The organism is Thermoleptolyngbya sichuanensis A183 (assembly GCF_013177315.1).
Lineage (GTDB): Bacteria > Cyanobacteriota > Cyanobacteriia > Elainellales > Elainellaceae > Thermoleptolyngbya > Thermoleptolyngbya sichuanensis.
The window spans coordinates 5310564-5336548 of record NZ_CP053661.1; the positions used below are offsets into that span (position 1 = coordinate 5310564).

Genomic DNA, 25985 nt, shown 5'->3' on the forward strand with positions numbered 1-25985 from the left:
GGTGCTGCGTTTAGTTGCTCATGCGGGGGGCGCGGGGGGCACTGGCCCGCTGAGCGGGAATCGGACGGGCAGGCTGGGCTGCAATCGTAGACCGGAGAACGGCGATCGCCCGCACATACTGGGGATCGCTCTGGCTGCCAACCGAGGTGGGGTTTGCGGCAAGCTGCTGGCGCTGGCTATCGGTCAGGTTGACCTGCACATTGGGCGTGATCCCGCGCTGGCTGATGTCCGTGCCGTTGGGGGTGTAGTAATGGGCGATCGTCACCGCCAGACCAGACCCATCCGACAGCGAATGCACCGACTGCACCAGCGCTTTGCCAAAGGTCTTGGTGCCGACGATCGTGGCCCGCCGATTGTCCATCAGCGCCCCCGTCAGGATTTCGCTGGAACTGGCAGAACTGCCGTCCACCAACACGACCAGCGGCAAGTCCGTCAGCGCCGTGCGATTGGCCCGAATCCGCTCGTTCGCCCCGTACCGATCCACCGTGCGGACAATCAGTCCATTGCCCAACCACTGACGCGAGATGTCGATACTGGCCTGCAGCAACCCTCCTGGATTGCCCCGCAGATCCAGCACAAAGCCCTGCACCTGCTGGCTCAGCAAGTCCTCAATCGCCCGATGCATTTGTTCTGCCGAGTGGGCGCTGAATTCAGTCAGGCGGATATACCCTACGCGAGTGCCCTGCTCTTGTTTCAAGGTGTAGTGGACATTGGGAAGCTCAATGCGGGCCCGCGTTAGCGTCAGGTCGGTCGCCTCTTCCGACTGTCGTTGCAGCCGCAAAACGATGCGCGTGCCGACCTCACCCCGAATGCGATTCGAGGCTTCTTCCAGCGTCATCCCCTCGGTCGAAACGCCATCAATCGACAAAATGCGATCGCCCACCTGTATGCCCGCTCGCGCCGCCGGAGAGTTGGGGATTGGCTCTACCACAGTAATCGCGCCCGTTTGCTCGTCTGCCTGAAGCCGAATGCCCACACCTGACAGTTCTCCAGAGGTCTGACTCGTTAGCACTTCAAACTGGCGCGGGTCCATGAAACGGGTATAGGGATCTCGTAGTCGCTGGAGGGCGCGGCGCAATGCATTGTAAGCCTCTTCCCGCGAACTGTAGGAGGCGCTGAGCAGTTCGTGGCGCACTGCCAGCCAGTCCACCTGGTTAAACGTGCTGTCTACATACTCCCGATTCACGATTTGCCACGCCTCATCAAGCAGGGCCTTGGGGCTGTCCTGAAGCGTAGCGTTCACAGCCGAACTGAACACGGGGGTCAGCAGCGAAACCGTAGCGGCTGCGGCAACAGTTCCACCAAAAAGAGCGGCATTGAGCAAACGAGAGCGGTTGAAAAAGCGGCGCATGGGCAGTAACCGGGATAGAGGGGGACAGGAAAGCGTAGGGATTCAATACGCGGCCACACGCTGGATTCGCCAGCACGGCAGGATGCGTGTGCTAATTCAGTTTTGAAGCCTGGTTTAGTTTGGAGTCTGGCTTAGCTTGGGACTGGCTTAGACAGGACAGATGCTTAAACCACAGATGCTTAAACCTCCGGAACAAACGGTTGGGCACCTCGATTAATTGCCTTATTGAGAACTTTAGGAGCCTGAAACCCTTGTTTTCTCGTAGCCATTCTCAAGAGGATCTGAATCTTTCGAGGTGCCCTGTTGAATACCTGGGTAAAACAAGGGCGAAACAGGAATGGTGAAACAGAAAACGCTGCTCCCTCCATAACTTCTTGGGCAAACCCTATAGACGGGTTCATCGAGACTGCGGTTGCAGGCGACGGCAGCCAGCCCCGAACCGCATTGCCTCATACCACTGCATACATCCAGTTGCTCCCAGTCCAGAGTCCTGTCGAGGATAGTGGCTGTAGACGATTTAAGCCATTTCTTCATCTATCTAAAGGTAGCTCGTTTGGAAAATTTTGGGAGTAACAAAAATCACTAGATAGCTTCAGTAAATCAGGCACCGAGCCAAGCTATCCCTGAGTCAGTGCCAACGATATGCACAAAACACAGCCCATGCGGTTTTGAATACAACTTTTAGACACAACCCGCCACGCACACAACCTTGTACGCAGTAGATTATGTCAGATGCGCCCTCACCTGAAGAAATTTCCAAATCAACATGGGCGATCGCCCTTAGAGCCGTCGGTTGCAAAGAACACAACAACCCTAAGATCGCGCCAGTCCTGCAACCACCCTACCTCAGAGAAACCTGCCTCAGAACAGTACAGTTTTCATTAATACTCCTGCACAAAACGGGTAGAAGCACCGAATACTGAGCATATTTAGAAGACTCAGACCCACCTAGCCGAATGCATTTACCAGACGCAATGGAAAAAATATATCCGCACCAAATATTCCGCACCAAATATACTGGGTTTCCGCTACTTTAACCCTAGTTCCCCCCGATCTTCCAGCATCCTTTGAGGAAATTTAACGAAGCCTGAGCGCGTGCAGACGGGCGATCGCCCCTAAAATTCCATGCCAACCTGTAAATTTGCCCTAATGCGCTGTATCGCTCGCAATTCTGAGTCGTCTATAGCAAGGTTTCAGCCAGTCTTCATCAAGTCGTACGGCTGTCGAATAAAAACGGGAGAAATTTTAATAGCGTGTCGAACAATACAGGGAAGAATGGGGCAGTATGTGATCTATGACGATTAGGTTCTGACAGGTGATCTGGACAGACTATCCGAGAGATTAACTGAATGCAACTGTGACTGAATGCAGTGGATGATGCGAAGTCAGGTAGCTCATTCGGAATTGGGTGAGGAATCGAGTCTGACACCATCGCAGCCCCATTCTTGACAAAACCTTCAGAAACACCTCCACTCCGCCAGTCTGTGTCAAAATGTAAGCGGTTTTGCCCGATTTGAAAAAAAGCTTGAAGTAGGCTTCATCATGGAATCCCTCTACGCATATGCCTGGCTTATCCCAGTGTTGCCCCTGGCAGGGGCGATGATTTTGGGGCTAGGTCTAATTTCTTCCAGCGGTTTCGCCAAGCAGTTTCGCAAGCCCAGTTCGGTGTTCATTGTCTCGCTGACGGGCACTGCAATGGTTCTCTCCTTTGCCCTGCTGTGGAGCCAGATTCAAGGACACCCGACCTACGAACGCTCGATTGAGTGGGCATCGGCGGGCGATTTTCACCTATCGATGGGCTATATCGTTGATCACCTGACGGCGCTGATGCTGGTGATTGTGACGACGGTGGCCTTTTTGGTGATGATCTACACCGATGGCTATATGGCTCATGATCCAGGCTATGTCCGGTTCTATGCCTACCTCAGCCTGTTTAGCTCGTCGATGCTGGGGCTGGTGATTAGCCCAAACTTGGTGCAGATTTACATCTTCTGGGAGCTGGTGGGGATGTGTTCCTACCTGCTGATCGGCTTCTGGTATGACCGTAAAGCGGCTGCCGATGCCTGCCAGAAGGCGTTTGTGACGAACCGGGTGGGCGACTTTGGGCTGCTGCTGGGGATACTGGGCTTATACTGGGCGACAGGCAGCTTTGAGTTTGAGGTGATTGGCGATCGCCTCCAGGATCTCGTCCAGTCGGGTGCGCTCAGCGGGGCGATCGCAGCGCTGTTTGCGGTGCTGGTGTTCCTTGGCCCAGTGGCAAAGTCGGCCCAGTTTCCGCTGCACGTTTGGCTGCCGGACGCGATGGAAGGCCCCACCCCCATTTCGGCACTGATCCACGCAGCAACGATGGTGGCGGCGGGTGTCTTCCTGATTGCTCGCATGTTCCCCGTGTTTGAGCATATCCCCACCGCCATGAACGTGATTGCCTATACGGGCGCAGTCACGGCATTTTTAGGAGCCAGCATCGCCATCACGCAAAACGATATCAAGAAGGGTCTGGCTTATTCCACGATGTCCCAGCTTGGCTATATGGTCATGGGCATGGGCGTGGGAGCCTACACAGCCGGACTCTTTCACCTGATGACCCATGCCTACTTCAAAGCAATGCTGTTCCTCGGCTCTGGTTCTGTGATCCACGGCATGGAGGGGGTGGTAGGACACGACCCCGTGCTGGCGCAGGATATGCGACTGATGGGCGGTCTGCGGAAGTATATGCCGATTACCGCCACGACCTTCTTGATTGGCACGCTGGCGATCGCCGGAATTCCCCCGTTGGCTGGCTTCTGGTCAAAGGACGAAATTCTAGGAGCCACCTTCCGGGCAAACCCGGCGCTGTGGGCCGTTGGATTTCTGACGGCGGGGATCACAGCGTTCTACATGTTCCGCATGTACTTCAGCACCTTTGAGGGCGAGTTTCGCGGTACTAGCACGGAGATCAAGCGCAAGCTAAAAAACGAGCAGCTTCAAAAGCTGGGTCTGGCTTTTGGCCCCGGTGCAATGAACCCGCTGGAGCTAACGGCGGAGACTCATGCCGAAGATCACGAGGCTCACGACGACCACGGACACCACGCCAGCGAGCCGCACGAGTCGCCAATTACGATGACGCTGCCGCTGATGGTGCTGGCCATTCCGTCGATGCTGATCGGGCTGGTAGGCACGCCGTTCAAGAATTACTTCGAGGAATTCATCCATGCCCCTGGTGAGGTGATCCACGAAGCCGAGGCAGTGGACTGGGGCGAATTTCTGACGATGGGCGGTAGCTCAGTGGCGATCGCCCTCGGCGGCATTGCCCTAGCGACAGCCATGTACCTGCTCAAGAAAATCGACCCATCGGCGATCGCCGACAAGATCCAGCCGCTCTATCAGCTTTCACTCAATAAGTGGTACATCGACGACATCTACAACGCTGTGTTCGTGCAGGGCAGCCGTCGTCTGGCCCGGCAGGTGCTAGAAGTAGACGTGCGGATTGTGGATGGGCTGGTAAACCTGACGGGCTTTGTCACGCTGGTCACGGGCGAAGCGCTGAAATATCTGGAAAGCGGCAGGGTGCAGTTCTACGCGCTGATCGTCTTTGGCGCGGTGCTGGGGCTAGTGCTGGTTTCCGGGATTACCTGAAGTTGACACAGGGCGGAGGGCGATCGCTCTCCGCTTCTGCCTTATCCCTTTTTGGGAAATCTGCCGCCTGAGTGAGCCGCCCAAGTTACTTGAGTGAATCGTCCAATCTTCGATCATTAATCGCAGTTGGGTTGCAAGCGAGATTGCAAGTTAAAAGCTAATCCTTTCAGATTCTTTCAGATTTTTCCAGGAAACTTACTCAGAAACCTGCTCCGAACGTTTGAAATCTAAATTTCTACATGAATACTGCTGAATTTCCCTGGCTAACAACCATCATCCTATTGCCTGTCCTCGCATCACTAGCGATCCCGGTTCTTCCCGATAAAGACGGAAAAACCGTCCGCTGGTACGCCCTCATCATCGGACTGATCGACTTTGCGCTGACGGTCTACGCCTTCTATACCCAATACGACTTCAGCCGTTCTGAGTTGCAACTGGTCGAGAGCTATTCCTGGGTGTCTTCGCTAGACCTGCGCTGGTCAGTGGGGGCAGACGGACTCTCGATGCCGCTAATTCTACTGACCAGCTTTATCACCACGCTGGCGATTCTGGCATCCTGGCCCGTAACGCTGAAGCCGCGCCTGTTTTACTTTCTGATGCTGGCGATGTACGGCGGACAGATTGCGGTGTTTGCCGTGCAGGATATGCTGCTGTTCTTCCTGGTGTGGGAACTGGAGCTAATCCCGGTGTACTTGCTGCTGTCTATTTGGGGCGGCAAGAAGCGGCTCTACGCAGCCACTAAGTTCATTCTGTATACGGCGGGTGGGTCGCTGTTCATCCTGGTGGCGGCGCTGGCGATGGCATTCTATGGCGATACGGTCACCTTTGACATGCGATCGCTCATGGATAAGGACTTCCCGCTGAAGTTCCAGCTTTTGGTCTACGCAGGCTTCCTGATCGCCTACGCCGTCAAGCTGCCGATTTTTCCGCTCCATACCTGGCTGCCCGATGCCCACGGCGAGGCGACGGCTCCGGTTCACATGCTGCTGGCGGGCATTCTGCTAAAAATGGGCGGCTACGCGCTGCTGCGGATGAATGTGCAGATGCTGCCGGATGCCCATGTCCGTTTTGCGCCGATTCTGGTAATTTTGGGCGTGGTTAATATTATCTACGCCGCGCTGACCTCCTTTGCCCAGCGAAACCTGAAGCGAAAAATTGCCTACTCCTCGATTTCCCACATGGGCTTCGTGCTAATTGGCTTAGCCTCCTTCACCAACCTGGGCCTGAGCGGAGCCATGCTGCAAATGGTGTCCCACGGGCTGATTGGAGCCAGCCTGTTCTTCCTAGTAGGCGCAACCTATGACCGGACACACACCCTCATCCTGGACGAGATGGGCGGCGTAGGCAAAAAAATGCCCAAGATCTTCGCCATGTTTACAGCCTGCTCGATGGCCTCGCTGGCCCTGCCGGGAATGAGCGGATTCGTCGCAGAACTGATGGTATTTGTGGGCTTTGCCACCAGCGATGCCTATGACCAGACGTTCAAAATTATCGTGATTACGCTAATGGCGGTGGGCGTGATCCTGACACCGATCTATCTGCTGTCCATGCTTCGGGAGATTTTCTATGGCCCAGAAAACCAGGAACTCGTAGAGCATGAGGTGCTGGTGGATGCCGAACCTCGCGAAGTGTTTATCATTGCGTCGCTGCTGATCCCGATTATTGGCATCGGGTTCTATCCCAAGCTGATTACGCAGATGTATGATTCTACGACTGAGCAGGTGACAGCCCAGCTTCAGGAATCCTTTGCGATCGCCGCTGCGGAGAAAGAAACCGCGACGCTTTCAAAGCAGGCGTTGCTCAAGGCTCCTGAGATTTCGTCCAATCTCTAGCCTGATCTGTCACGCCGATAGCCGTTAACAGGAAAGCCCGGAGTCTTTCAACTCTGGGCTTTTTGGCTTTTATGAGAGCTAAATCAGGAGAGCTATAGCAGAAGCCGTCAAAACCGGCAGATCAGTCCGCCCTGAACCAAATCGAAGAAGAAGCTAAATCGGAAGGAGCGATCGCTGACAGGTTGGGCAAACGGCGTGAATAATAAGCTGACAGTCGAGCAGGTGATAGCCTTCTTTCTGAGCCGTGCGGCTGCCCGTTTTCAGGATTGAGTCGTTCTTGAACTCAATCGTCTTGTTGCAGCGGACGCAGATCAGGTGATGGTGATGATAAGGCGCGGGCTGGTTGATTTCGTAGTGCTTATGACCCTCGGCCAGCTCTAGCTCCCGCAGAATGCCCATGCGGGCCATCAGCTTGAGCGTGCGATAAATCGTCGAGAGGCTAATATGATGCCCCTCCTCGTTCAACAGGTTATACAAGTCCTCAGCGCTGAGATGATTGCCCTTGGGCAAGTTCTGAAAGATCGTCAGGATCGTCTCGCGCTGAGGGGTCAAACGCCAGCCCCGCTCGTTAAGTTCAGCCTTTAGTGAGGTCGCAGTGTAGGCAGTCATAGGCACCTTTTCAATAAGGTTGCTTTATTGAGAAGGATACACAATAAATCGAGTATTTGCAAGAAAACCTGCTTATTGAGAATAATACCCACTTAGGCTTCACAAATCTTTTAGATTTCTATAACGGGAACGCCTTAAAGCAGGAGAATGGGCGGGATTTTCGTCAAAACTACTCAGAACCGGGATTCTTCTGCAGCCCAGCGCCAGTTATAGCGATTCCACTCATAAATACCCTGAATTTCGTATTCCATGCCGTTGTCAAATCGGACGCAGCAGCTTGCCTGTCGGGTTTCGGAAGCCTCTGACGTGCCTGTGGTTTCTGGTTCACTGCTGGCAGATTCGCTATTGGCGGATTCTCGCGGGGCTGGTTCATTAACGGAGATAACGGTACAGGGAAACCACTCGCGGCTGCATGGGCCGTCGTCTTGCACCCATTCCCAGAGGCTATTCGCCACCTCGATGCGATCGCCCGCCTTCAGCCGCAGCGCTGCCTCTGCATAGGCCGCCAGATGCATAGGACGCACCTGTTCTAACCAATTCAGCCCAAACTGATCGCGGACAAACTGCACCGGGCCAGAATCATTTCCTCGCAGCCAGTCATTGAGCAACTGCGCCTTCCACGATCGCCCGCTCGCTTGAGCCTCCTGCACATAGTCCAAAAACGCCCGCCGCTGATCTATCGTGAGCGCCTCCAGCGGATTGTTCAGGCTATCCTCTGGCTTGTCCCTTGGCTTGTCTCTATCAGAGACAGCAGAGTAGGACGTAGACCATGCATCTCCGTTGTCTAACTGTTGCGCCACAAGCTGCAACAACAGGCTCTGCTGTTCCAAACTCAGAGGATAGCCTTCGGCATCACAGGCATCGAAAGCGACCCTCAAAGCAGCTTCAATCTCGGCAGGGGTCATGCGCGGTTCACTCTGCTTCGCAACCGTTAACTCTGCAAGTTAACTTTGCATTATGCCACTACATCTGTAGAGTCATCTGCGAAGTCATCTAGAAAAATAGGCTGGCTAACCCCCTGTGCCCCCAGATTCAGGTACGCTGAGGGTAGCAATTTTTCCATGCCTACTCCCCAGATTTCGACCTGGATTCTGCTACTGTCTACGCTACTCCCTGCAATGATGAACTGGTTTAACTTCCGCCTCCAGCGCGTTTTCGTAATTTTCCTGGCCGTCTGTATGGCGATCGCCCCTTGGTTCTACGCGCCCACAGCCCTAGCGCTCGTGCAGATTCGGTTATTTGACCTGTCCTATCAAGTCTGCCCAGAAGAACTGGGCGAAGGCGCTGTCACCCCTGGCGGCACGAGTATGCCCGCGAGTTGCTACATCATTACGGGCAAAGCCGAAAATCCAACCAACAAGGACATCTACAACGCCGACATTTTCGGTCGTATTTACGATGCCAACGATAATCCGGTGATGCAAAACCGGACTCGACTGGGATCAATCGACGAAGTTCCGCCCGGTGTTAGCGATTTTGAACTCCGCATCAGCGTGTCCGAAAACCAGCCCACGCCGCTAAAGCTGGAGCAGTTCAAGGCAGCAGGATTTGCAGGGACTGTCCGCCGATAGCCGCTTGGGTCACCGTTTAGAAGGCTTAGAAGGCGGCATAGGCGGCGCTTTCCAGAAAGCGTCCCAAAAATTGCAGGAGAAAAATTGCCAAGATCGGCGAAAAATCAAAGCCCCCCAGTGGCGGAATCACGCGACGAAAGATGTCGAGGTAGGGGTCGGTGATTTGGCTGAGGGCGGCGAAGGGCTGGCTATACCAGTTGACGCTGGGAAACCAGGTAAGCAGGATGCGGATGATCAGGATTGTCGTGTAGATCGAGATGAAGGTGGAGAGGGACTGGGCAACCAGCATAGTAGAACCACTCATGGGCGTTTGGATGAATAATGGCGAACTAAACTCATTTAACACTCAGTTTAACCTACACGACCTGGAAGCCAGCGGGCGCTTAACGACTTCCAGGATTTCTACAGGATGAGGCTAGTTTGAATGAGGCTTTGAGGGGGCTTTTCAGAGATGGGCCTTTCAGAGATGGGCTTTTCACAAGCTTTCCAAGGGGGCTAGTAAGGGCGATCGCCCCGCACCCGTTCCATCCCTTCGACTCGGTTGCCGCCGTTCACCCCGCCCAACTGCTGGCGCACATCATCGATCGCGTCGTTGAGTTGGGCAATTTTGTCCTCTAGCCCCCGACGAGAATCCTCGCTGTTTTGCTCAGACAGGGGCAAGTGACGGTCTCCCTTTTTGCTCTCTAGCGAGTCTTGCCGCGAGAGGCGGGGCGCAACCAGCACGCCCAGCACGCCGCCTACTACGCCGCCCACAATTGCGCCGACCCAAAACCCGCCAAAGAAGTTATCTTGCTGACTCATACCCTTTCTCTCCGCGATCGCCACGAGCGGTTATTTCAGATACCCTTTAGTCTACCGTTAAGTCGATTCGTGGGCGTGTGATCGCTCTGTGGGTTTCTCAAGTCCCCATCTCACGCGCCCCTTTTTCAGCACTGTTTTTTCAGTGCCCGTCCTCAAGTGCCAAACGTGCGATCGCCCGCATCGCCCAGCCCCGGCACAATGTAGCCCCGATCGTTCAGCCCTTCGTCAATGGCCGCCGTGAAGATTGACAGCGCCGGGAAGTCTGCCCCCAGCAGTTGCAGGGCTTGGGGAGCCGCCACCACCGCCACAATCCGAATCAGCGCTGGGTCAACTCCCCGCTCCACCAGCAGCTTCAGCAGCGAATGACTAGAGCCACCCGTGGCCAGCATCGGGTCTGTCACCAGCACCCGCGTCCCCGGCGGCATCTGTTCTGGTAGCTTGTTCAGGTAGCAACTGGCTTCCAGGGTCTCTTCATTTCGCACCAGCCCCACATGATAAATCGAGGCCAGCGGCAGCAACGCCTGCGCTCCATCCAGCAGCGCCAGACCCGCCCGCAAAATTGGCACCACCACAATCGGCACTTCTGGGTCAATAAAAGTAGCAGGGCAGGGAGCCAGAGGCGTTTGCACTTCGCTTTCAGTGGTGGGCAGCCAGTCGCGGGTGGCTTCGTAGGTTAGCCAGCGCCCCAACTCGGTCATGGCGCTGCGAAACAGAACCGTAGGCGTAGATTCGTCGCGGGCAACCGAGAGCCAGTGCTTGATGAGCGGATGGGAGGGGACGTAAACGCGGAGGGTCAGGGACATGGGGGGTTGGGGGTTAGAGTTGTATCGATTTTGGATCAGGACTTACGCACTTGCGATAGGCGCTTTGGGTTCTGGACGATTTCTCGCGGGCTGCGCCCGCGAGAAATCGTCCAACTGCGTAAGTCCTATGGATTTTGGATTGGCGGTTTTAGATTGGCAATCCTGGCGATCTGAGGCTTGGTCTGGCTTCTAGTCTTGACTTTCAGGTATTTACGGAAGAGGGGGTTTACGGAAGAAGGGGCGATCGCAGCGTCTTGGTGTAGATTTTAGATTTGGCTCATCGGTCAGGTGCAATGCTAGCAGCAGGGTACAGGCGGTTTACAGTTAAAAGAGCAGCTAAAAGAACAGCAGAAAGAGCGTGATCGATGGTTCAAAAAGCTCCGAAACGGAGTATTCCTGATCGGCTTGCTTGATTTCATCGGCCGGAGCAAAAGGGATGCAAGTCTGCAATCTGGATTATCATATCAACGTTTTTTCACAGAAATTGCGCCACAGAATTGCTTTGGACGACTGCTTGGGTGTGAGATCCATGCTCCGAGGCGAAGCGGCGAATAAAGCAGCGGGTAAAGCGGCGAATAGAATTGCTGGAAGCCTGTAGACGCTCGACGGGCAATCCAAAATCGCAGCAAATCCAAAATCGCAAATCCAAAATCGAGAATCGACATGGGAGGTGGCCATGCCCAAAAAGCAAAAGTTTCCCCATTTAGTAGGGTCTAAGTGGACTTCGCTGCAAACCACTTGGGGTTGGCGACATTTTCAGGTGGTCAACCGCAAGAATGAAGGCGAGTGGGTATTCGCTGAAATGGTGGCATCGTGTGATCTCAGCGTGCGGTTTTGGATTAATGCAAAACAGCTCAAGGAGCGATCGCTCTGGCAGGCAGGCTGGCGATCGCTCCAAGAACAGTCCATTGAGTGAACCCAAAAATGAGTGAACCCAAAAATGAACCCCAAAAATCTAGCGGGTCGGCGGACGGCGACGTTGTAGGAATTCGGGAATATCCAGCCCCGGCCGCAGGCGCGGATCAGCGGAAGGCGCAGTGGGCATCGTGCCGATGGGTGGAGCAGTGACCGTGCGCTTGAGCGGAGCCACCCGGCTAGACTGCAATGCCGCCACTTCCCCTGGCGCAAAGCCCGTCGCGATGACCGTAATCTGAACTTCTCCCTGGAGGCGATCGTCAATCACCGCGCCAAAGATGATGTTGGCATTGGGATCAACCGCTTCGTAGATGATTTCGGCCGCCGCATTCACCTCATGCAGCGTCAGGTCAGAGCCGCCGCGAATATTGAACACTACGCCGCGTGCGCCATCGATGGAGGACTCCAGCAGCGGTGACGAAATGGCAGCCGTAGCCGCCTCCCGCGCCCGCGACTTGCCCGTGCCGATGCCGATGCCCATTAGGGCAGACCCCGCATCGGCCATCACCGCCCGCACGTCTGCAAAGTCCACATTCACTAAACCGGGAATGGTGATGATGTCGGAAATGCCCTGAACGCCCTGGCGCAGGATGTCGTCTGCTACACGAAAGGCATCTTGTACAGGCGTTTCGGCTGAGATAACGGTTAAAAGCTTGTCATTGGGGATGACGATGAGCGTGTCTACCCGGCTTTGCAACGCCCCGATGCCCTCTTCTGCCTGGGAGGTGCGGCGCTTGCCCTCAAAGGTAAAGGGGCGAGTCACTACGCCGACCGTCAGAGCGCCGACTTCCTTCGCGACTTCCGCCACGATGGGAGCCGCGCCCGTGCCCGTGCCGCCGCCCATGCCTGCGGTGATAAATACGAGGTCAGCGCCTTCCAGCGCGGTGGCGATTTCATCCCGCGATTCTTCGGCAGCCTTTTCACCCACTGGCGGGTGCCCGCCTGCCCCCAGCCCACGGGTCAGCTTCTTGCCAACCTGGAGGCGGTTCGGCGTGGCGGCATTGGTCAACGCCTGAGCATCGGTATTGACCGACCAAAACTCGACTCCAGAGACTTGGCTGGCAATCATGCGGTTAATCGCGTTGCAGCCGCCTCCCCCTACGCCAATGACCTTAATCCGGGCCAGGCTGCTCGGCACGATGTCGCTATATCCAGAGTCGTCTGAGAGGGACGGTTTCGTGTCGTGGCTCTGGCTTAGATGAAGCCCAGAGTTCGCGCCTGCATTGGCAAAAGGGTTCGCATTATTCATTGGTCAAAAAAGTGGCTTAATTCGTTAACCAGGCAGGAAAGCCCAGGCATTATATTTACATCAATACTACACGCGCAGTCCGCATCCACATCTCCAAATTCCACCTTTGATGGCAATTCTCTAACGTTCGCTAACGCAAAGAGGCTACGGAGCAGCGGAAATGCCTGATGCAGCCTCAGGCTCGGCGGATTTGGACATTTAGTTTGAACGGTCAACTTGAACGGTTCATTGGAACGGTTCACTGAAACGGTCGACTGGAACTATCAACTTGGACACGATCCAATTGACCGGGACTGGGAGTGGGGCTATGAGCAGTGGCTCTGGTCATTCGAGAGCGATCGCAGAACACCCCGATTATTCATGATGGAAACCCAAACCAGCCGAACGCTCAAAACCAGTGGAAATCAGAGCCAATCGCTATCGGCGTTCTATTAGCGTGATCCGTTAGCGTGATCCAAGAGATTTCTAGACGATTTCTCAGGAGGGAATGTGAGGCCTAATTCTAACTAAATATAGTGCAACTTGATTGGAAAACAAACGAAAGTTCTGGGTGAGAGCGTTGAGCCGATTTGAACCGACTGGGGCAGGGGCGCTGACTCTACCAGGCGGCGGGTGGGGCGATCGCCGGATCGGAAATTGCGTCAGGACTGGTCGGATCGGTCAAGCTCCCTGTCTCAGCGTTTGACCCAGCCCCAGTCTCTTGATCCCAGCCAGCCTCATCGTCGGGATTGGATGATGACGGACTAGGGAGGCGCATGTCTCGCGTTTGGATGAGGGGATTGTCGGGATTTTGCAGATCAATATAGACGACCTGGCTGAGATCGAGCTTGGTGGGCAGTTGTCGAAGCTGGTCGAGGGCGCGGAGTTGGGCCGGAAAGCGAGAACTGTAGCCGCCCAGGTGAACCGATCCCAGTTCGGTGGTGAGGATGAGGTTGGATGGGTTGCTCCAGTTGATTTCCTGAATGGCGATCGACCCTGGGGTCTGCTGCTGGTGCTGGCTCAGATCCCGGTAGAAGCTGGCCCATTCCAACTGCTGTTCAGCGCGAAAGCCGATGACCCGCAACGTAGGCAGCGTTAGCCCTGCCTCTAGCGCAGTGTATTCATCCATCGGCACGAGGAAACCTGTGGCATCCAGCAGCCCAGTAGTGGGCGAGGGGCTGGGTGCGTTCGCGGTGGAATCATGGGGGATCGCAGTCTCGTTTCCGGCGATAGGGGGAGCCAAGATGGCGATCGCCACGGGGTCACGCTCCTGCACAGCAAGCGTCAGGCTGGGCGGAAACAGGTGGCGCGTCACCGATGCCTGAGCAATAATGCCCTGGGACTCTAGCTGGCGGGCGATCGCCTCGGAGCTAAGCTGCCACAGCGCTTTGGGATAGTCAATCTCCAGCATCGACTTCACCGTATCATCCGACAGCAGCCGATTCCCTTCCACCTCTACCTGCTGGGGTGACGCGATAACCCAGGCAGGATGCCTCAGCAGCCACACCGCGCCGCCCGCCATGCCCACCACCATCGACAGCCGCCAGATTCCCTGCAACGCCCGCCAGCGCCGCTGTTGCCGCAGCCGCCTGCGCCGATTGGCTAGCTCTGTCCGTGAGACTGAAACAATATCCGCCATGAATCTTGGTCGTGAACCCCTGCCACTTAATTCACTTAAACTTAATTCACTGAACTTGAGGCCTGCCGATGAAGACCGATTCCAGGCAAAGCCCCGCTGCTTGGGCGCATCCCAGTTATGCAAGTTTGCCCTCATCCCCCAACCCCTTCTCCCAAAGCGGGAGAAGGGGAGCCGGATTGGCAGTCCCTCTCCCGCTTTGGGAGAGGGATTTAGGGTGAGGGTTACAAAAGTGGGATACACCCCGCTGCTTTCCCTGGTATATCCTGTTTTTGCAAAATTGCCACAGGATCTCAAGACGAGATTAAGGCTTTATGGAGACTATTCTGAGCAGCACATTCGTCTCAGCGCATTTGCCTAAGAGAATGGGTCAGCGCCAGCCAGGGTAGGCGAATGCGCTGGATTATTGCTCCAGCAGGGTTTGCTGATGGCGCTGGAGGAACCGTCCCCATTCCACGGCCAGGGACAAATCGGTAAAGGGAATGGCGACTTTGCTGTTGGGCAATTCCAGGGCGATCGCCAGGTTTCGTCCCGTTTCGGGGGGCGCATCCAGCGGCAGGGTCTTGTCATCAACTTGTAGGGCGATCGCCCTCACGTCGCTCAGCTTCACCGTTTGCAGCGCCACGGGGCCCCGGCGCGTCGGCTTGCCCCACACCAGTTCATCGCCCCGCTGCCCCAGGGCCGCCAGAATGTCATACTTTGCTCGCTCAAACTGAGCCGCCCACTGGCGGTAGGCTTCCAGTTTTTGATACTCATTCCAGCCAGCCCACGCCAGCCAGCAAAACACCGCCAGCAGCGGCAGCCACAGCAATCCTCTTGTCATGGGTTGGTTTGAGAAAATGCCGAAAACGTCGCCCCAGAAAACGTCGCTCCAGAAAACGTCGCCCCAGAAAACATAGCCCCAGAAAACATAGCCCCAGACTAAATCGTGGGGCGATCGCCCTTGGACGCTATCGGGGCAAATCGGGACAGATAAACTCGTCCTCCAGCGCACTCAGCGTCACCTCCTGCGTGTCTCCACTGCGAACCAGGGTTTGCCGCAGCCTCAAGGTCGTGTCCGTCAGTTCCAAGATTTCGGCAGTTAGGGCGACCTGTCCATTCTCGCTCACCCGCAGCACATTCGGCGCGTCTTTATCAATCGTCCAGCCCGACAGGGCATAGGTTTCGACACAGGAGGTCTGCAAAAAGGTGCCGTTTGCCAGAAATACATAGATGCTGCCTAGTGCAGGTTCTGACGGGGCTTGCGTCATCCGCCACACCCGACTAAACAAAACTGTCAGATCCTGCCCTGATGCGGCAGCGGTCGTCAGGCTAGAGTCCGATGAAGCGGCAGGTTGCCCCTCCGCAGCGGCCACTTCGGGCGCACGGGCTGTATTCGTTGGATCAGCCCCACCTGAGCAACTTGCCAACCCTACCAACAGCGCGGCAGATGCAATTCCCCCCAAAGGAATCTGTCGCAAAATCCTTTTCAGTCCGTTCATTTTTAATCCGTTCATTTTTAATCCGTTCATTCGATTCTCCCCAAAATTTTTTCAGGCTTTCCCTAGACGGTTTTCCATCGAGAAAAGTTCATAAAGTTCATATAGTCTACCGAACCGTTGCGCTGGGATCGCACCCTAAAATCGTTGCAGTCTTTCGGGGAGTGCTGTAATCTACAGAAAGTACATCTGAAAACCGGACTTTCATCCGTCTTTCATTCGTTATTGGGTGTTGAGTTGAGGAGTGTTGAGTTGAGCATTGAGTTACGTTCACCGAAGCACCGTTTAGGGTGATATTCTGACGAGTTATGGGGCGATCGCCCAGCGTCCTTAACCTACCACCCGGCTGCACTCCGCTTCACCAGTTCTTGGGGATTTCTGAACAATGGGGATTGTTGTTGAAAACGTATCAAAGCGCTTTGGCAGCTTTTGCGCGGTCGATCAGGTCAGCTTGGAGATCAAGACGGGATCGCTGGTGGCGCTGCTGGGGCCGTCGGGGTCTGGGAAGTCCACGCTGCTGCGGCTGATTTCAGGATTGGAAATGCCCGATACGGGGCGCATCTTGCTAACGGGCAAAGATGCTACCTATGCCAGCGTGCAGGACCGCAACATTGGCTTTGTGTTTCAGCACTACGCTCTGTTCAAGCACATGACGGTGCGGAAGAATATTGCCTTTGGGCTAGAACTCCAAAAAGTCCCCAAAGACAAGGTGAAAAAGCGGGTTGAGGAACTGCTGGATCTGGTGCAGTTAAACGGGCTGGGCGATCGCTACCCATCTCAGCTTTCAGGCGGACAGCGGCAGCGCGTCGCCCTGGCCCGGGCCCTAGCGGTGGAACCCAAGGTGCTATTACTTGATGAGCCTTTTGGGGCACTGGATGCCAAGGTGCGGAAAGACCTGCGGGCTTGGCTGCGGCGGCTCCACGACGAGGTTCACGTCACTACGGTCTTCGTCACGCACGACCAGGAAGAGGCGATGGAAGTCTCTGATGAAATCGTGGTCATGAATCAGGGACGGGTAGAGCAGATGGGCACGCCTGCGGAAATCTACGACCATCCCGCCAGCGCCTTTGTAATGAGCTTTATCGGCCCGGTGAACGTGCTGCCCAGCACCTCCCACATTTTTCAGGGCAACGGCTTCGATTCACCCCATCCAGAAGTGTTTCTGCGACCGCAGGACGTGATGGTGGAGGTGCAGCCCAATGGCACGACGGTTCCCGCCCGCGTTAGCCGGATCATTCATCTGGGCTGGGAGATTCAGGCAGAACTGACGCTGGACGACGGGCAAGTGCTGACGGCCCACCTAACGCGCGATCGCTTCGATGAGCTACAGCTTCAGCCCAACCAGCGCGTCTACGTCAAACCCAAGGATGCCAAGGCATTTCCCTTGTATTACTCGATTTAGCCTGGGGTCTAAACCTTTACGTTCACGGGAGATCGGCGGAACGTTCGCCCTGAACCCAGGGGTACTAAAGCTGAAACTGAAACCCGGCCTCCGTTAGCACAGGCGGCAAGGTCAGCGGCTGGTCGGAGCGAAGACCAGAAAAACCCTGGGTGAACTGGGCAGCATTCTGCCAGACTGCCGGACTCGTTTTGGGAGGACTGGCCAAACTTACACGATCTGAGAACAGCGTAGGGCGCTGACTCAGGTATAGCGGAAACGATAAGGAAACATCGCCATGCGGGTTGGTCGGCATCGATGATGTAGCCGATGACAGAGCCTCGGTTGTGCGATCGCCCGTCATGCCTATCACCATCGCATCTGCCCAACCCGCCACCACCTGCGAAACGGAGCAGGGCTGGGGATGAGCATTGACCGCCGTGATCGTATACCCTGCCACCGAAAACAGCAGGAAAGCCTTCGCCAAAGCCAAATCCGCCTCAGTCATACCTTCAGACTCCTGTTAAACCCCGTCTAAATTTTGGTCTAAAACTCTGTGAATCTACGGAGTATCCTCAGCAAAGCATAAGTGCCAGAAATCCGCAATATTACTGAGACAGGGTTTATTTTTGCTTGATGAAACGAGGCAAAGACGGGCAAAACCAGATCGTTGGCAGAGCGTGGATCGAAGGGGCGATCGCCCTGCCCTCAAATCCACCCTCCAAATTCACCCTCAAATTCATCCTCAAACTCTGACTGCTGCGCCAAGAAGGCAGGTGGTGTATTACAGTTTTAATGCGATCGGCTTTAATGCGATTGGCGGCTCGCTAAGCGGGCTTGCTGAAAGAGTAGAGAGATTTAGGACGCAATGGGACGCATGATGAAGGGATTGGTAAAACGGGGTCGCGGGCAATGGACAATGCCAGAGCGGGGCAGGATGCGAATCGCCCAATTTGCCGCACTATTTTGTCTGTGCGTGGCGCTCATTGTCGGCTGCGGTGGCTCGCAGACGGGCAACGCACCCGCTCCCGACGCAACAGGGACGACGGGTTCTACGTCCGGTGGCCGCATCGCAATGGGCACAACGCAAAAGATCGAAACCCTCGATCCCGCCGATGCCTACACGATTTTCGGCGGCATTTTGCTGTATAACCTGGGCGATCGCCTCTACACCTACGAACCAGGCACCACCGACATCGTGCCCCAGCTTGCTACCGAAATGCCCACCGTCAGCGAAGACGGGCTAACCTACGTAATCCCCCTGCGCCAAGGCGTAAAGCTGCACGACGGCACCGACTTCAACGCCGAAGTGATGAAATTTTCCATCGATCGCTTCATGCAAAATGGCGGCGGCCCGTCTTTCCTGTTGTCCGATCAAGTCGAGTCTGTCACTGCCAGCGGCGACTACGAACTCACCATCAAGCTCAAGTCGCCTTTTGCCGCCTTTCCCGCCCTGCTCACATTCTGGGGTGTCACGCCCGTCTCCCCCAGCAGCTATGAAATTGGAGAAGGCAAATTCAAGCCCGATAGCTTCATCGGCAGCGGCCCCTACAAAGTGGCCTCGCTCACGCCCGACTCCATCAAGCTGGACGTAAACCCCGATTACTGGGGCGAAAAGCCCGCCAACGACGGCATCGACATCCAGATCTACGCCAGCCCTGCTAACCTCTACAACACCTTCCGCACCAAAGGGCTGGATGTCGCCTATCAAACGCTTGATCCTGAACAAATTACCAGCCTCAAGCGGGAAACCAGCAGCGGCGGCTGGGAAGTGATCGAAGCGGGCACGACCGTCGTTAACTACATGACGCTGAATCAGAAGGTGGAGCCGACCAATAATCTGAACGTGCGGAAGGCGATCGCCGCCATGATCGACCGTAACCTGATCAACGAGCGCGTCTTTCAAGGTCAGGCCGCCCCGCTCTACACCATCATTCCCCCTGCCTTTGAAGATTCTGTCCCCGTATTCAAAGAGGCCTACGGCGACGGCAACTTCGACAAAGCCCGCGAGTTCCTCACCGCCGCTGGCTATTCCGAGGCAAATCCGCTGAACTTCGAGGTCTGGTATCCCTCTGCCTCTACCATCCGCGCCAACGTTGCCAACACCATGAAGCAGTCCATCGAGCGCGGTCTGCCAGGCCTCGTCACCGTCACCGTCAACAGCGCCGAACGCGCTACCTTATCCCAGGGCGTGGACAACGGGCTATACCAAACAGTGCTGCTGAACTGGTATCCCGACTTCTTTGATCCCGACAACTTTGTACATCCGTTCCTAAGTTGCGACCAGGGTTCTCCCGAAACCCTCTGCCAGCGAGGGGCTAGCCAGGGCAATGGATCTTTCTACTACAGCCCCAAGGCCAACGAACTTGTGACCAAGCAACGGGCTGAGCAAGACCCTGCTGCCCGCGCCAAGATGTTCAAAGACCTGCAAACCCTGCTGGTCGAAGATGTGCCCTACATTCCCCTGTGGCAGAACAAGGACTACATCTTCGTGCAAAATACAGTCAAAGGCGCGGCCATTCAGCCCACCCAGCAGTTCTTCTTCTGGCAAATGAGTAAGTAAGCGCTGAGCATAAAAACACCCCCCACCTCAACAGAGTCTCAACAAAGTCAAGGTGAGGGGGCGTTCTGATCACTCAAGCCAACTCAGAACCTAACCTATACGAGCGGTGCGTCACTGATGCGACGGATTGCAATCACACTGGGCTTGGGCGGATCGTTGGGCTGTTTTCCCGGCCAATTGGAACCGATGGGCACTTCGCGAGTTTGCTCAAACTCCTTACCATCGGTGGTTCGCATTGCAAACCTGCGAGTCTCAGACTTCATTTGCTTACGAACCCCTCCAATTTCTCCAGGGTGCTGAACCGACAGGAAGAAGCTCTTCATATCCGAGGTTACGAAGGGCCCGGTCATTTCACACTCCACTGGACCGTAAGCAAACATATAGGCTTCCCCAACGTTTGCTCCCGACATGGGGAAGTACCAAACCGAGTTGTTGCCGTATAGACCCCGCAGGTCAGACTGGCTCACTTTGGAACCATCGGACTTGATGCGGCTGGCAACCTCTTTGTTGTGTTTGTCGGTGGACATGTCCGTGACCATCCACAGATTGCCCTTCGCATCGAACTCCAGGTTGTCGGGGTTGGCGAAGCCAAATCCACCGTCAGCGGGTTCTCCACCCAGGGCCATCACATCCCACTTGAACGTCATCGAAGCAGTGTTGTTGCCGTCTTCCATTAGCTTAACGATCCAGCCGTACTCCCACTGAGATTCCCCAGCGGGTGCCTTGAAGACAAACTTGTTGGGGCTGCCATCGCTACCGCTGGGTGAACCAGAGGTGAAGGCGATAAACAACGTGCCGTCGGCGGCCAAATCTGTATCTTCGGGACGAGCGGTGCAGGTGGCTCCAGCAGCATTGGCAGCATAGTGTGCGTCAATCAGGATTGCACCCTGCTTTTCCTCGGCATTTCCAACGTATAAGTCGCCCAGCGTTTTAAACCGGGACTTGTAAGCGGCGATCGCCCCATCATCGGTCACCTTGCTAAATCCACCATCAGGACGATTCGGCAGGTTAATCATGCCACCCACATGGACGCTGGGCAGTTCGGGATCAACGGGCGTATCTGCCTTCAGCGCAATCCAGCGGCCAGTGCCATCGGGGTTAAACTTAGCGGCATAGAGCATCCCGTTTTCCATCAGGCGCGAGTTGGACTTGCTCTTGGGATCACGCACGGTGCCGTCACTTACAAACTTGTAGAGATGTCCACCCCGGCGATCGCAGCCCGAGTAAACCGCCAGCTTTTGTCCTGCAACAGCCCGGATGCCAAAGCCCTCATGGCGATAGCGACCCAACCAAGTGTGCTTGGTGCCATAGTCGTTGGGGTTAGACGGGTCTACTTCAACTGCCCAACCATATTTGTTGCCGGCTAGTCCAAACACATTGCCTGTGCCGTCTACGCCCTCGCTATTGACAATGAAAGCCTTCTTGCCAGGGTCAAAAGAAGTGCCATCCGCGAAGACGGCCTCAGGCACGAAGTCCTGAATGTTTTCTTCGCCGCTAAATACCGTACCCCAGGGAGTGGTTCCACCGGAGCAGTTGTTAAACGTGCCGATCACCTTGTCGCCCAGAGTATCCACATAGCCCTGTCCGCTGCGCTTCCGGAAAATGGCTACAGCGGGGCCAGTCGTCTTCAGGTAGCGACCATCTTTTAGACCAGACACGCCCGTGATGCGGCGATCATTGCGAGAGTTGGTGCGAACCCACTTGCCACTAGCATCTCGCCGTACCGAAAGAACCGACATGCCCAGGTCAATCATGGCCTCTTCGCAGTACTGAGCAATAGTTGCCTTTAGGGGTTCGCCATCTGGCAGCGCGAAGGCGTTAATGCCAGCATCCCCGGCGGATGCCAGAGCCGCTTGAATTTCTGCAACGGGCAGAGGCTTGCCAATAACCTGCTGGAAGGTTTCGTTCCAGGGCACAGAGCTAATGTACTCGTGGTTGACTACCAAAAAGCCTTCGCCCGGTGCCGTCTCGATCAGCGAAATGTAGTCGTTGTTGTAACCAAAGCGAGAATCGCCTACGCGATCGCCCCAGGCAGCTACCACGTCATAGGTATAGCCAGGAGGCAGCACCACGTCATCTTTCACAGCGAAGGTGCTGTATTGGGAGATCTGGTTCGTCAGCGAAACGCCGTCCGTTTCGACAGGCATAGGCCCCTTGACCGGGGTAAAGGGGAGCGTTGCAGTCTGCGCTGAGGCGGGCGTACCTTCCAGCGCGGGAGACAGCTTTTGCCCATTTTGCACCAAGGGTTGCAGCGCCAGAGAGCCAGCACTTGCACCCATAAACATCAGAAAGTGTCTGCGTTTGAGACTCATATTTCAGTAGTGTTCTCTCAAAAAGTGCGTTGGATCGTCAGAGTTGTTTGTATGCTCAGCCTCGCCTGCTCCATCGCGCCCCTTCTAAGACAAGTTAGAACCGTCAAACTAGAGCCATCGAGTCAAGTCCAGCTAGTCAGAAATCAATCAGAAATTCAGTATGAGCTTGGGACACAAGCGAACCAGACTAGGGCGCGTTGGATGAGGAGAAACTGAGGAAATAACTGACATAGCTTAAAAATCTACAGAGTTTGGATTAAGAGTCTGTAATGCCTTCGTTAAGGCTTTGGATCAAATGCCTTTGAAAAATCTAGAGATTTAGCCCGGTGCTGGCTTGCCCTAGGCGGGTTAGGGTTTGGTTAAGAGCTTTGCCAGGATGCATAGAGGGCGATCGCCCTTAGCCTGAACTGTACCAAGAAGGGCGATCGCCCCCTCCCAGGGTTGATCCCACGCCTCGCAAATTCATTAAGAAGTATGTACTCTGTTTGAAATTCTTTACACTTGAGCCGCAAGGCTTAACATTCACTTAACGCAGCGTGAAGTGCTGAGAATAGCAGGTTTCAGAATTACAAATCGATAACATCTATTTAATGTATTGGAATAAAATATTCAGAAAGTTTACTGAGATGGGCGATCGCCATTTCATTCGATGTAGTTTCTTATACGATGGTAAATAGAGCAGCCTTAGATGCTCTATCGGGAATCCTAATCCCGAACCATCTCAAACCCGCCCAGACCTGCCTGAGTGCTACCGTTGGGAAGTTGGGGTTTTCCACTTCCCCCTGCGACCTCACACCCAAACCCTGTTGCTGGCAGGCAATGGCAGGTTTTGAGTCGCACTCCTTTGGTTTGAGAGGATACGCAAGCGTGAGTCAGCTTTCTCGTCAGCCTTCTCTGGGTCAGATGCGGCGCTACGACCCAGAGGCGATCGCTCAACATTACCGCACTCGCCCCTGGCAGTCCCTTTGGCGTGCTGTTTCCATCGTCTGGATGTTTGCCGGGTTTCTTCTGGGTCTGCAAATAGACCAGTGGCGTGGACAGGCTGGGGATCATCAACCCCGGCGTGCCGCCCAGCTTCGCCACATTTTGACCCGCCTCGGCCCCACCTTTATCAAAGTTGGACAGGCCCTCTCGACTCGCCCTGACCTGATCCGCAAAGACTTCCTGGATGAACTGGTCAAGCTGCAAGACAAGCTGCCGCCGTTTTCCAACGACATCGCCTTTAGCATCATTGAGTCTGAGCTAGAGCGCCCGGTTTCCGAGCTGTATCAAGAGATCTCGTCAGAACCTGTCGCCGCCGCCAGCCTCGGTCAGGTTTACAAGGCCAAACTTTATACAGGCGAAACCGTTGCAGTAAAAGTGCAGCGCCCCCGCCTGATGCCCGTAATCACGCTGGATCTGTACCTGATGCGCTGGGCCGCCAGCTGGATGGAGCCGTTTCTGCCGCTGAATCTGGGGCACGATCTGACGCTGATTGTGGATGAATTTGGGACAAAGCTGTTTGAGGAAATCGACTACCTCAACGAAGGGCGCAACGCCGAAGCCTTTGCCGCCAATTTTCAGGACGATCCTACGGTCAAAGTGCCCTCAATTTACTGGCGTTATAGCAGCCCGCATGTGCTGACGCTGGAGTGGATCGACGGCTGCAAGCTCAACGACGAGGCGGGGCTATGCGCCATGAGCCTTGACCCCGACGCTGTAATCAAAATCGGGGTTACGTCGGGTCTGCGCCAATTGCTGGAGTTTGGCTTTTTCCATGCCGACCCCCACCCCGGCAACCTGTTTGCCATGGCCGATGGGCGGATGGCTTATATCGACTTTGGCATGATGGATCAGCTGGATCAGTCCACTAAGGAAACGCTGGTGGATTCCGTGGTGCATCTGATCAACGAAGACTATGCAGAGATGGCGCGGGACTTTGTAAAGCTGGGGTTCCTCACGCCTGATACTGACATCCGCCCGATTATTCCGGCGCTGCAAGCGGTGTTTCAAAACGCCGTCGGCGCGAGCGTGGGCAACTTTAACTTTAGAACCGTCACCGACGAGTTTTCGGCGCTGATGTACGAGTATCCGTTCCGGCTACCTGCCAAGTTTGCGCTGATTATCCGATCGCTGATTACCCAAGAAGGGCTGGCTCTCAGCCTCAATCCCGATTTCAAGATTGTGGAAGTGGCCTATCCCTACGTGGCACAGCGTTTGCTGAAGGGAGAAACGCCTGCCCTGCGCCGCCGCCTGCTCGAAGTTCTGTTCAAAGACGGCAAGCTGAACTGGAAGCGGCTGGAAAACCTGATTGCGATCGCCCGCAGTGACAACAACTTTGACCTGCTGCCCACCGCCCAACTGGGTCTGCAATACCTCATGTCGGACGAGGGCGCGTTTCTCCGCCGCGAAATCATCCTTGCCCTCACAGAAGACGATCGCCTCCACACCGACGACGTACAGCGCCTCTGGGAACTGGTAAAACACGACTTCCAGCCGGGTCGCCTGGTCAGCGCCGCTTGGGGGGCGATCGCCAGAGAAACGAGCGATCGCGCTGCGGCCCTGCTGCCTTCCGTCGCCACGCTGCTGGTGCCTCGCCCAGAAGAGTAGACCCTGGAACAACAGACTTCAATCAGCCTGGCTGAAGGGTGAACTTGGACGAAGTATCAAAAAGTTTGCGTCTGATTCCAGCGGCTTTGGTTCGCTTGTATTATGCTGGGGATTGCCTGAGAAACTCGATTCTGGCAATTTCGGCAGATCTATGCAAGAGACAAGGCAAAAGACAAGCGCAACTCGTCATGGCGCTAGCCCTGAAATCGCCCGGCGGCTTTCGGTGGCGGAACTGAGCCAGCGAATCCTGGACATGGGCAAAACGGGGGTCTACCGAGCTTCTCTCTTTGAGGCGCTGGGACCCGTGGCAACGCAGCGGCAAATTCGAGCGGCGATCGCCCATGCCAAGCATTTTGGGCTACATTCGGTTCCTAGCCTGCGCGATGCCGAATTGGGCACGTATTATCAGCTAGATCTGGCGAAGTATCAGTCGCTCCAGCACTTGGTAGAAGCCTCTGCGCCGCTGACCGCCGATGGTGACGTGATTGCCAGATATACGCACGCCACAGAAACCATCGCCACAATGCTGAATCTGGGGCGTGGGCTAGGCATTGTGCTGGCGGGCGCGGGCGGGGTGTGCGTGTTTTTGGGAAAGCCGCAGGTGAGCTTCGGGCTGCTGAGCGGGGCGCTGAGCTTGGGGCTGCTGTGGCTGCTGCAAGGGGCGATCGCCCGCCGACAGTCCTAGTCAGATCCCGCTGCGATAGAGTCCACTAAATCAAAAATCGCGGCGGCGTTAGCCAGAAAATCTGACTATTGCCCACGGGCGTTCCGCTCTGGGGCACCAGCAGCCCCACCACACCCGCCTTCTTGAAAACGACATGGTGCTTCACATCGCCCCACACTAGGCGTTCCGTCCATTCACTCAGACAGGGTTCGTGCCCCACCAGCGCCAGCGTCTTGGCTCCCGTCTGCCGCCACTGATCAAACCAGGGCAGCCAGTCGAGCAGCGACCCATCAAACGCGAGATGGCGCGACGCTTCGAGCGACTGGCTCAGCCCTGCAGCACAGAGAATCTCCGCCGTCTGCCGCGCCCGCACCAGCGGACTGGTCAGCACATGGTCAAACCGAATGTCCAGCTTGTGCAGCCGATCGGCCACCTGCCGGGTTTTTCGCTGACCTTCTTCGGTCAGCGGGCGTTCGTCGTCGTTGGCATAGCTGCCATGCTCGCCCGCCAGTCCGTGACGAATCAGGTAGAGTTCAAGGGTCATGAAGGGGAAGAACCAAGCGACATGGGAACAGAAATGACGGGAGGACGAAGGTGGCAGAGCGTCGAATATTGGCAACTCCATCACCGCATTCAACCC

23 protein-coding genes are annotated in these 25985 nt (G+C 55.6%); 9 read left to right on the plus strand and 14 right to left on the minus strand.

The features are described from left to right. Nucleotides 1-10: 10 nt before the first annotated feature. Entirely contained in the window at nt 11-1351 is a 1341-nt protein-coding gene (gene ctpB / locus HPC62_RS22050; protein ID WP_172358539.1) for a carboxyl-terminal processing protease CtpB, read from the minus strand. A 1542-nt stretch (nt 1352-2893) separates the two neighbouring features. On the opposite strand from ctpB, the gene HPC62_RS22055 reads away from it, so the two are divergent. Next, the gene (locus HPC62_RS22055) at nt 2894-4966 is read left to right on the plus strand and encodes an NAD(P)H-quinone oxidoreductase subunit 5 (RefSeq protein WP_172358540.1); all 2073 of its coding nucleotides are present in this window, start codon (nt 2894-2896) and stop codon (nt 4964-4966) included. Nucleotides 4967-5205: 239 nt separating this feature from the next. After that, entirely contained in the window at nt 5206-6798 is a 1593-nt protein-coding gene (ndhD1, locus tag HPC62_RS22060; protein WP_172358541.1) for a photosynthetic/respiratory NAD(P)H-quinone oxidoreductase subunit D1, read from the plus strand. A gap of 153 nt (nt 6799-6951) precedes the next feature. Here ndhD1 and HPC62_RS22065 read toward each other — a convergent pair whose 3' ends face one another. Next, on the minus strand, nt 6952-7407 hold the full coding sequence (locus HPC62_RS22065; RefSeq protein WP_172358542.1) for a Fur family transcriptional regulator: 456 nt from the start codon (nt 7405-7407) through the stop codon (nt 6952-6954). A 173-nt stretch (nt 7408-7580) separates the two neighbouring features. Beyond that, nucleotides 7581-8312 (minus strand): hypothetical protein, encoded by a 732-nt coding sequence (locus tag HPC62_RS22070; protein WP_172358543.1) that lies wholly within the window; start codon nt 8310-8312, stop codon nt 7581-7583. Nucleotides 8313-8585: 273 nt separating this feature from the next. On the opposite strand from HPC62_RS22070, the gene HPC62_RS22075 reads away from it, so the two are divergent. Beyond that, nucleotides 8586-8978 carry a hypothetical protein gene (locus HPC62_RS22075; protein WP_172359115.1) on the plus strand — a complete coding sequence of 131 codons (393 nt, stop codon included), beginning with the start codon at nt 8586-8588 and terminating at the stop codon, nt 8976-8978. Nucleotides 8979-9003: 25 nt separating this feature from the next. On the opposite strand, the gene HPC62_RS22080 is transcribed toward HPC62_RS22075, so the two are convergent. The 3 genes from HPC62_RS22080 to upp form a co-directional block, all read right to left on the minus strand. Then, on the minus strand, nt 9004-9282 hold the full coding sequence (locus tag HPC62_RS22080) for a YggT family protein (RefSeq protein ID WP_172358544.1): 279 nt from the start codon (nt 9280-9282) through the stop codon (nt 9004-9006). Nucleotides 9283-9473: 191 nt separating this feature from the next. Continuing rightward, complete coding sequence (locus HPC62_RS22085) at nt 9474-9779, minus strand: hypothetical protein (protein WP_068510187.1); 306 nt, start codon at nt 9777-9779, stop codon at nt 9474-9476. A 152-nt stretch (nt 9780-9931) separates the two neighbouring features. After that, nucleotides 9932-10582, minus strand: coding sequence for a uracil phosphoribosyltransferase (gene upp / locus HPC62_RS22090; RefSeq protein WP_068510184.1), 651 nt, complete (start codon nt 10580-10582; stop codon nt 9932-9934). 676 nt (nt 10583-11258) lie between these two features. On the opposite strand from upp, the gene HPC62_RS22095 reads away from it, so the two are divergent. Further along, nucleotides 11259-11498 (plus strand): TIGR02450 family Trp-rich protein, encoded by a 240-nt coding sequence (locus tag HPC62_RS22095; RefSeq protein ID WP_172358545.1) that lies wholly within the window; start codon nt 11259-11261, stop codon nt 11496-11498. A 39-nt stretch (nt 11499-11537) separates the two neighbouring features. On the opposite strand, the gene ftsZ is transcribed toward HPC62_RS22095, so the two are convergent. Next, nucleotides 11538-12746, minus strand: a complete 1209-nt coding sequence (gene ftsZ / locus HPC62_RS22100) for a cell division protein FtsZ (protein WP_172358546.1) — start codon at nt 12744-12746, stop codon at nt 11538-11540. Nucleotides 12747-12962: 216 nt separating this feature from the next. Between ftsZ and HPC62_RS22105 the strand changes: the two genes are divergently transcribed. Further along, on the plus strand, nt 12963-13181 hold the full coding sequence (locus tag HPC62_RS22105) for a hypothetical protein (protein WP_172358547.1): 219 nt from the start codon (nt 12963-12965) through the stop codon (nt 13179-13181). Nucleotides 13182-13344: 163 nt separating this feature from the next. Here HPC62_RS22105 and HPC62_RS22110 read toward each other — a convergent pair whose 3' ends face one another. The 4 genes from HPC62_RS22110 to HPC62_RS22125 form a co-directional block, all read right to left on the minus strand. Beyond that, entirely contained in the window at nt 13345-14364 is a 1020-nt protein-coding gene (locus HPC62_RS22110) for a cell division protein FtsQ/DivIB (RefSeq protein ID WP_172358548.1), read from the minus strand. Nucleotides 14365-14764: 400 nt separating this feature from the next. Beyond that, on the minus strand, nt 14765-15184 hold the full coding sequence (locus HPC62_RS22115; protein WP_172358549.1) for a hypothetical protein: 420 nt from the start codon (nt 15182-15184) through the stop codon (nt 14765-14767). Next, nucleotides 15181-15273: a pentapeptide repeat-containing protein gene (locus tag HPC62_RS24340; RefSeq protein WP_172358550.1), complete on the minus strand. Its 93-nt coding sequence runs from the start codon at nt 15271-15273 to the stop codon at nt 15181-15183. The genes HPC62_RS22115 and HPC62_RS24340 overlap by 4 nt, the downstream gene beginning before the upstream one ends. 38 nt (nt 15274-15311) lie before the next feature. After that, entirely contained in the window at nt 15312-15770 is a 459-nt protein-coding gene (locus tag HPC62_RS22125) for a hypothetical protein (RefSeq protein ID WP_172358551.1), read from the minus strand. A gap of 454 nt (nt 15771-16224) precedes the next feature. On the opposite strand from HPC62_RS22125, the gene HPC62_RS22130 reads away from it, so the two are divergent. Further along, nucleotides 16225-17241, plus strand: coding sequence for a sulfate/molybdate ABC transporter ATP-binding protein (locus tag HPC62_RS22130; RefSeq protein WP_172358552.1), 1017 nt, complete (start codon nt 16225-16227; stop codon nt 17239-17241). A 64-nt stretch (nt 17242-17305) separates the two neighbouring features. Here the strand turns inward: HPC62_RS22130 and HPC62_RS22135 are convergent, their stop codons facing one another. Beyond that, nucleotides 17306-17725, minus strand: a complete 420-nt coding sequence (locus tag HPC62_RS22135; protein WP_172358553.1) for a hypothetical protein — start codon at nt 17723-17725, stop codon at nt 17306-17308. A gap of 360 nt (nt 17726-18085) precedes the next feature. Between HPC62_RS22135 and HPC62_RS22140 the strand changes: the two genes are divergently transcribed. Next, nucleotides 18086-19780, plus strand: a complete 1695-nt coding sequence (locus HPC62_RS22140) for an ABC transporter substrate-binding protein (RefSeq protein ID WP_228721670.1) — start codon at nt 18086-18088, stop codon at nt 19778-19780. Between the two features lie 95 nt (nt 19781-19875). Here the strand turns inward: HPC62_RS22140 and HPC62_RS22145 are convergent, their stop codons facing one another. Then, nucleotides 19876-22092: a PhoX family protein gene (locus HPC62_RS22145; RefSeq protein WP_172358554.1), complete on the minus strand. Its 2217-nt coding sequence runs from the start codon at nt 22090-22092 to the stop codon at nt 19876-19878. Between the two features lie 903 nt (nt 22093-22995). Here HPC62_RS22145 and HPC62_RS22150 point away from each other — a divergent pair. Both HPC62_RS22150 and HPC62_RS22155 read left to right on the plus strand, forming a co-directional pair. After that, the gene (locus HPC62_RS22150) at nt 22996-24681 is read left to right on the plus strand and encodes an ABC1 kinase family protein (RefSeq protein ID WP_172359117.1); all 1686 of its coding nucleotides are present in this window, start codon (nt 22996-22998) and stop codon (nt 24679-24681) included. Nucleotides 24682-24832: 151 nt separating this feature from the next. Next, nucleotides 24833-25366, plus strand: a complete 534-nt coding sequence (locus tag HPC62_RS22155; RefSeq protein ID WP_225906796.1) for a hypothetical protein — start codon at nt 24833-24835, stop codon at nt 25364-25366. 25 nt (nt 25367-25391) lie between these two features. Here HPC62_RS22155 and sixA read toward each other — a convergent pair whose 3' ends face one another. Beyond that, nucleotides 25392-25889: a phosphohistidine phosphatase SixA gene (gene sixA / locus HPC62_RS22160; RefSeq protein WP_172358555.1), complete on the minus strand. Its 498-nt coding sequence runs from the start codon at nt 25887-25889 to the stop codon at nt 25392-25394. Between the last annotated feature and the right edge of the window lie 96 nt (nt 25890-25985).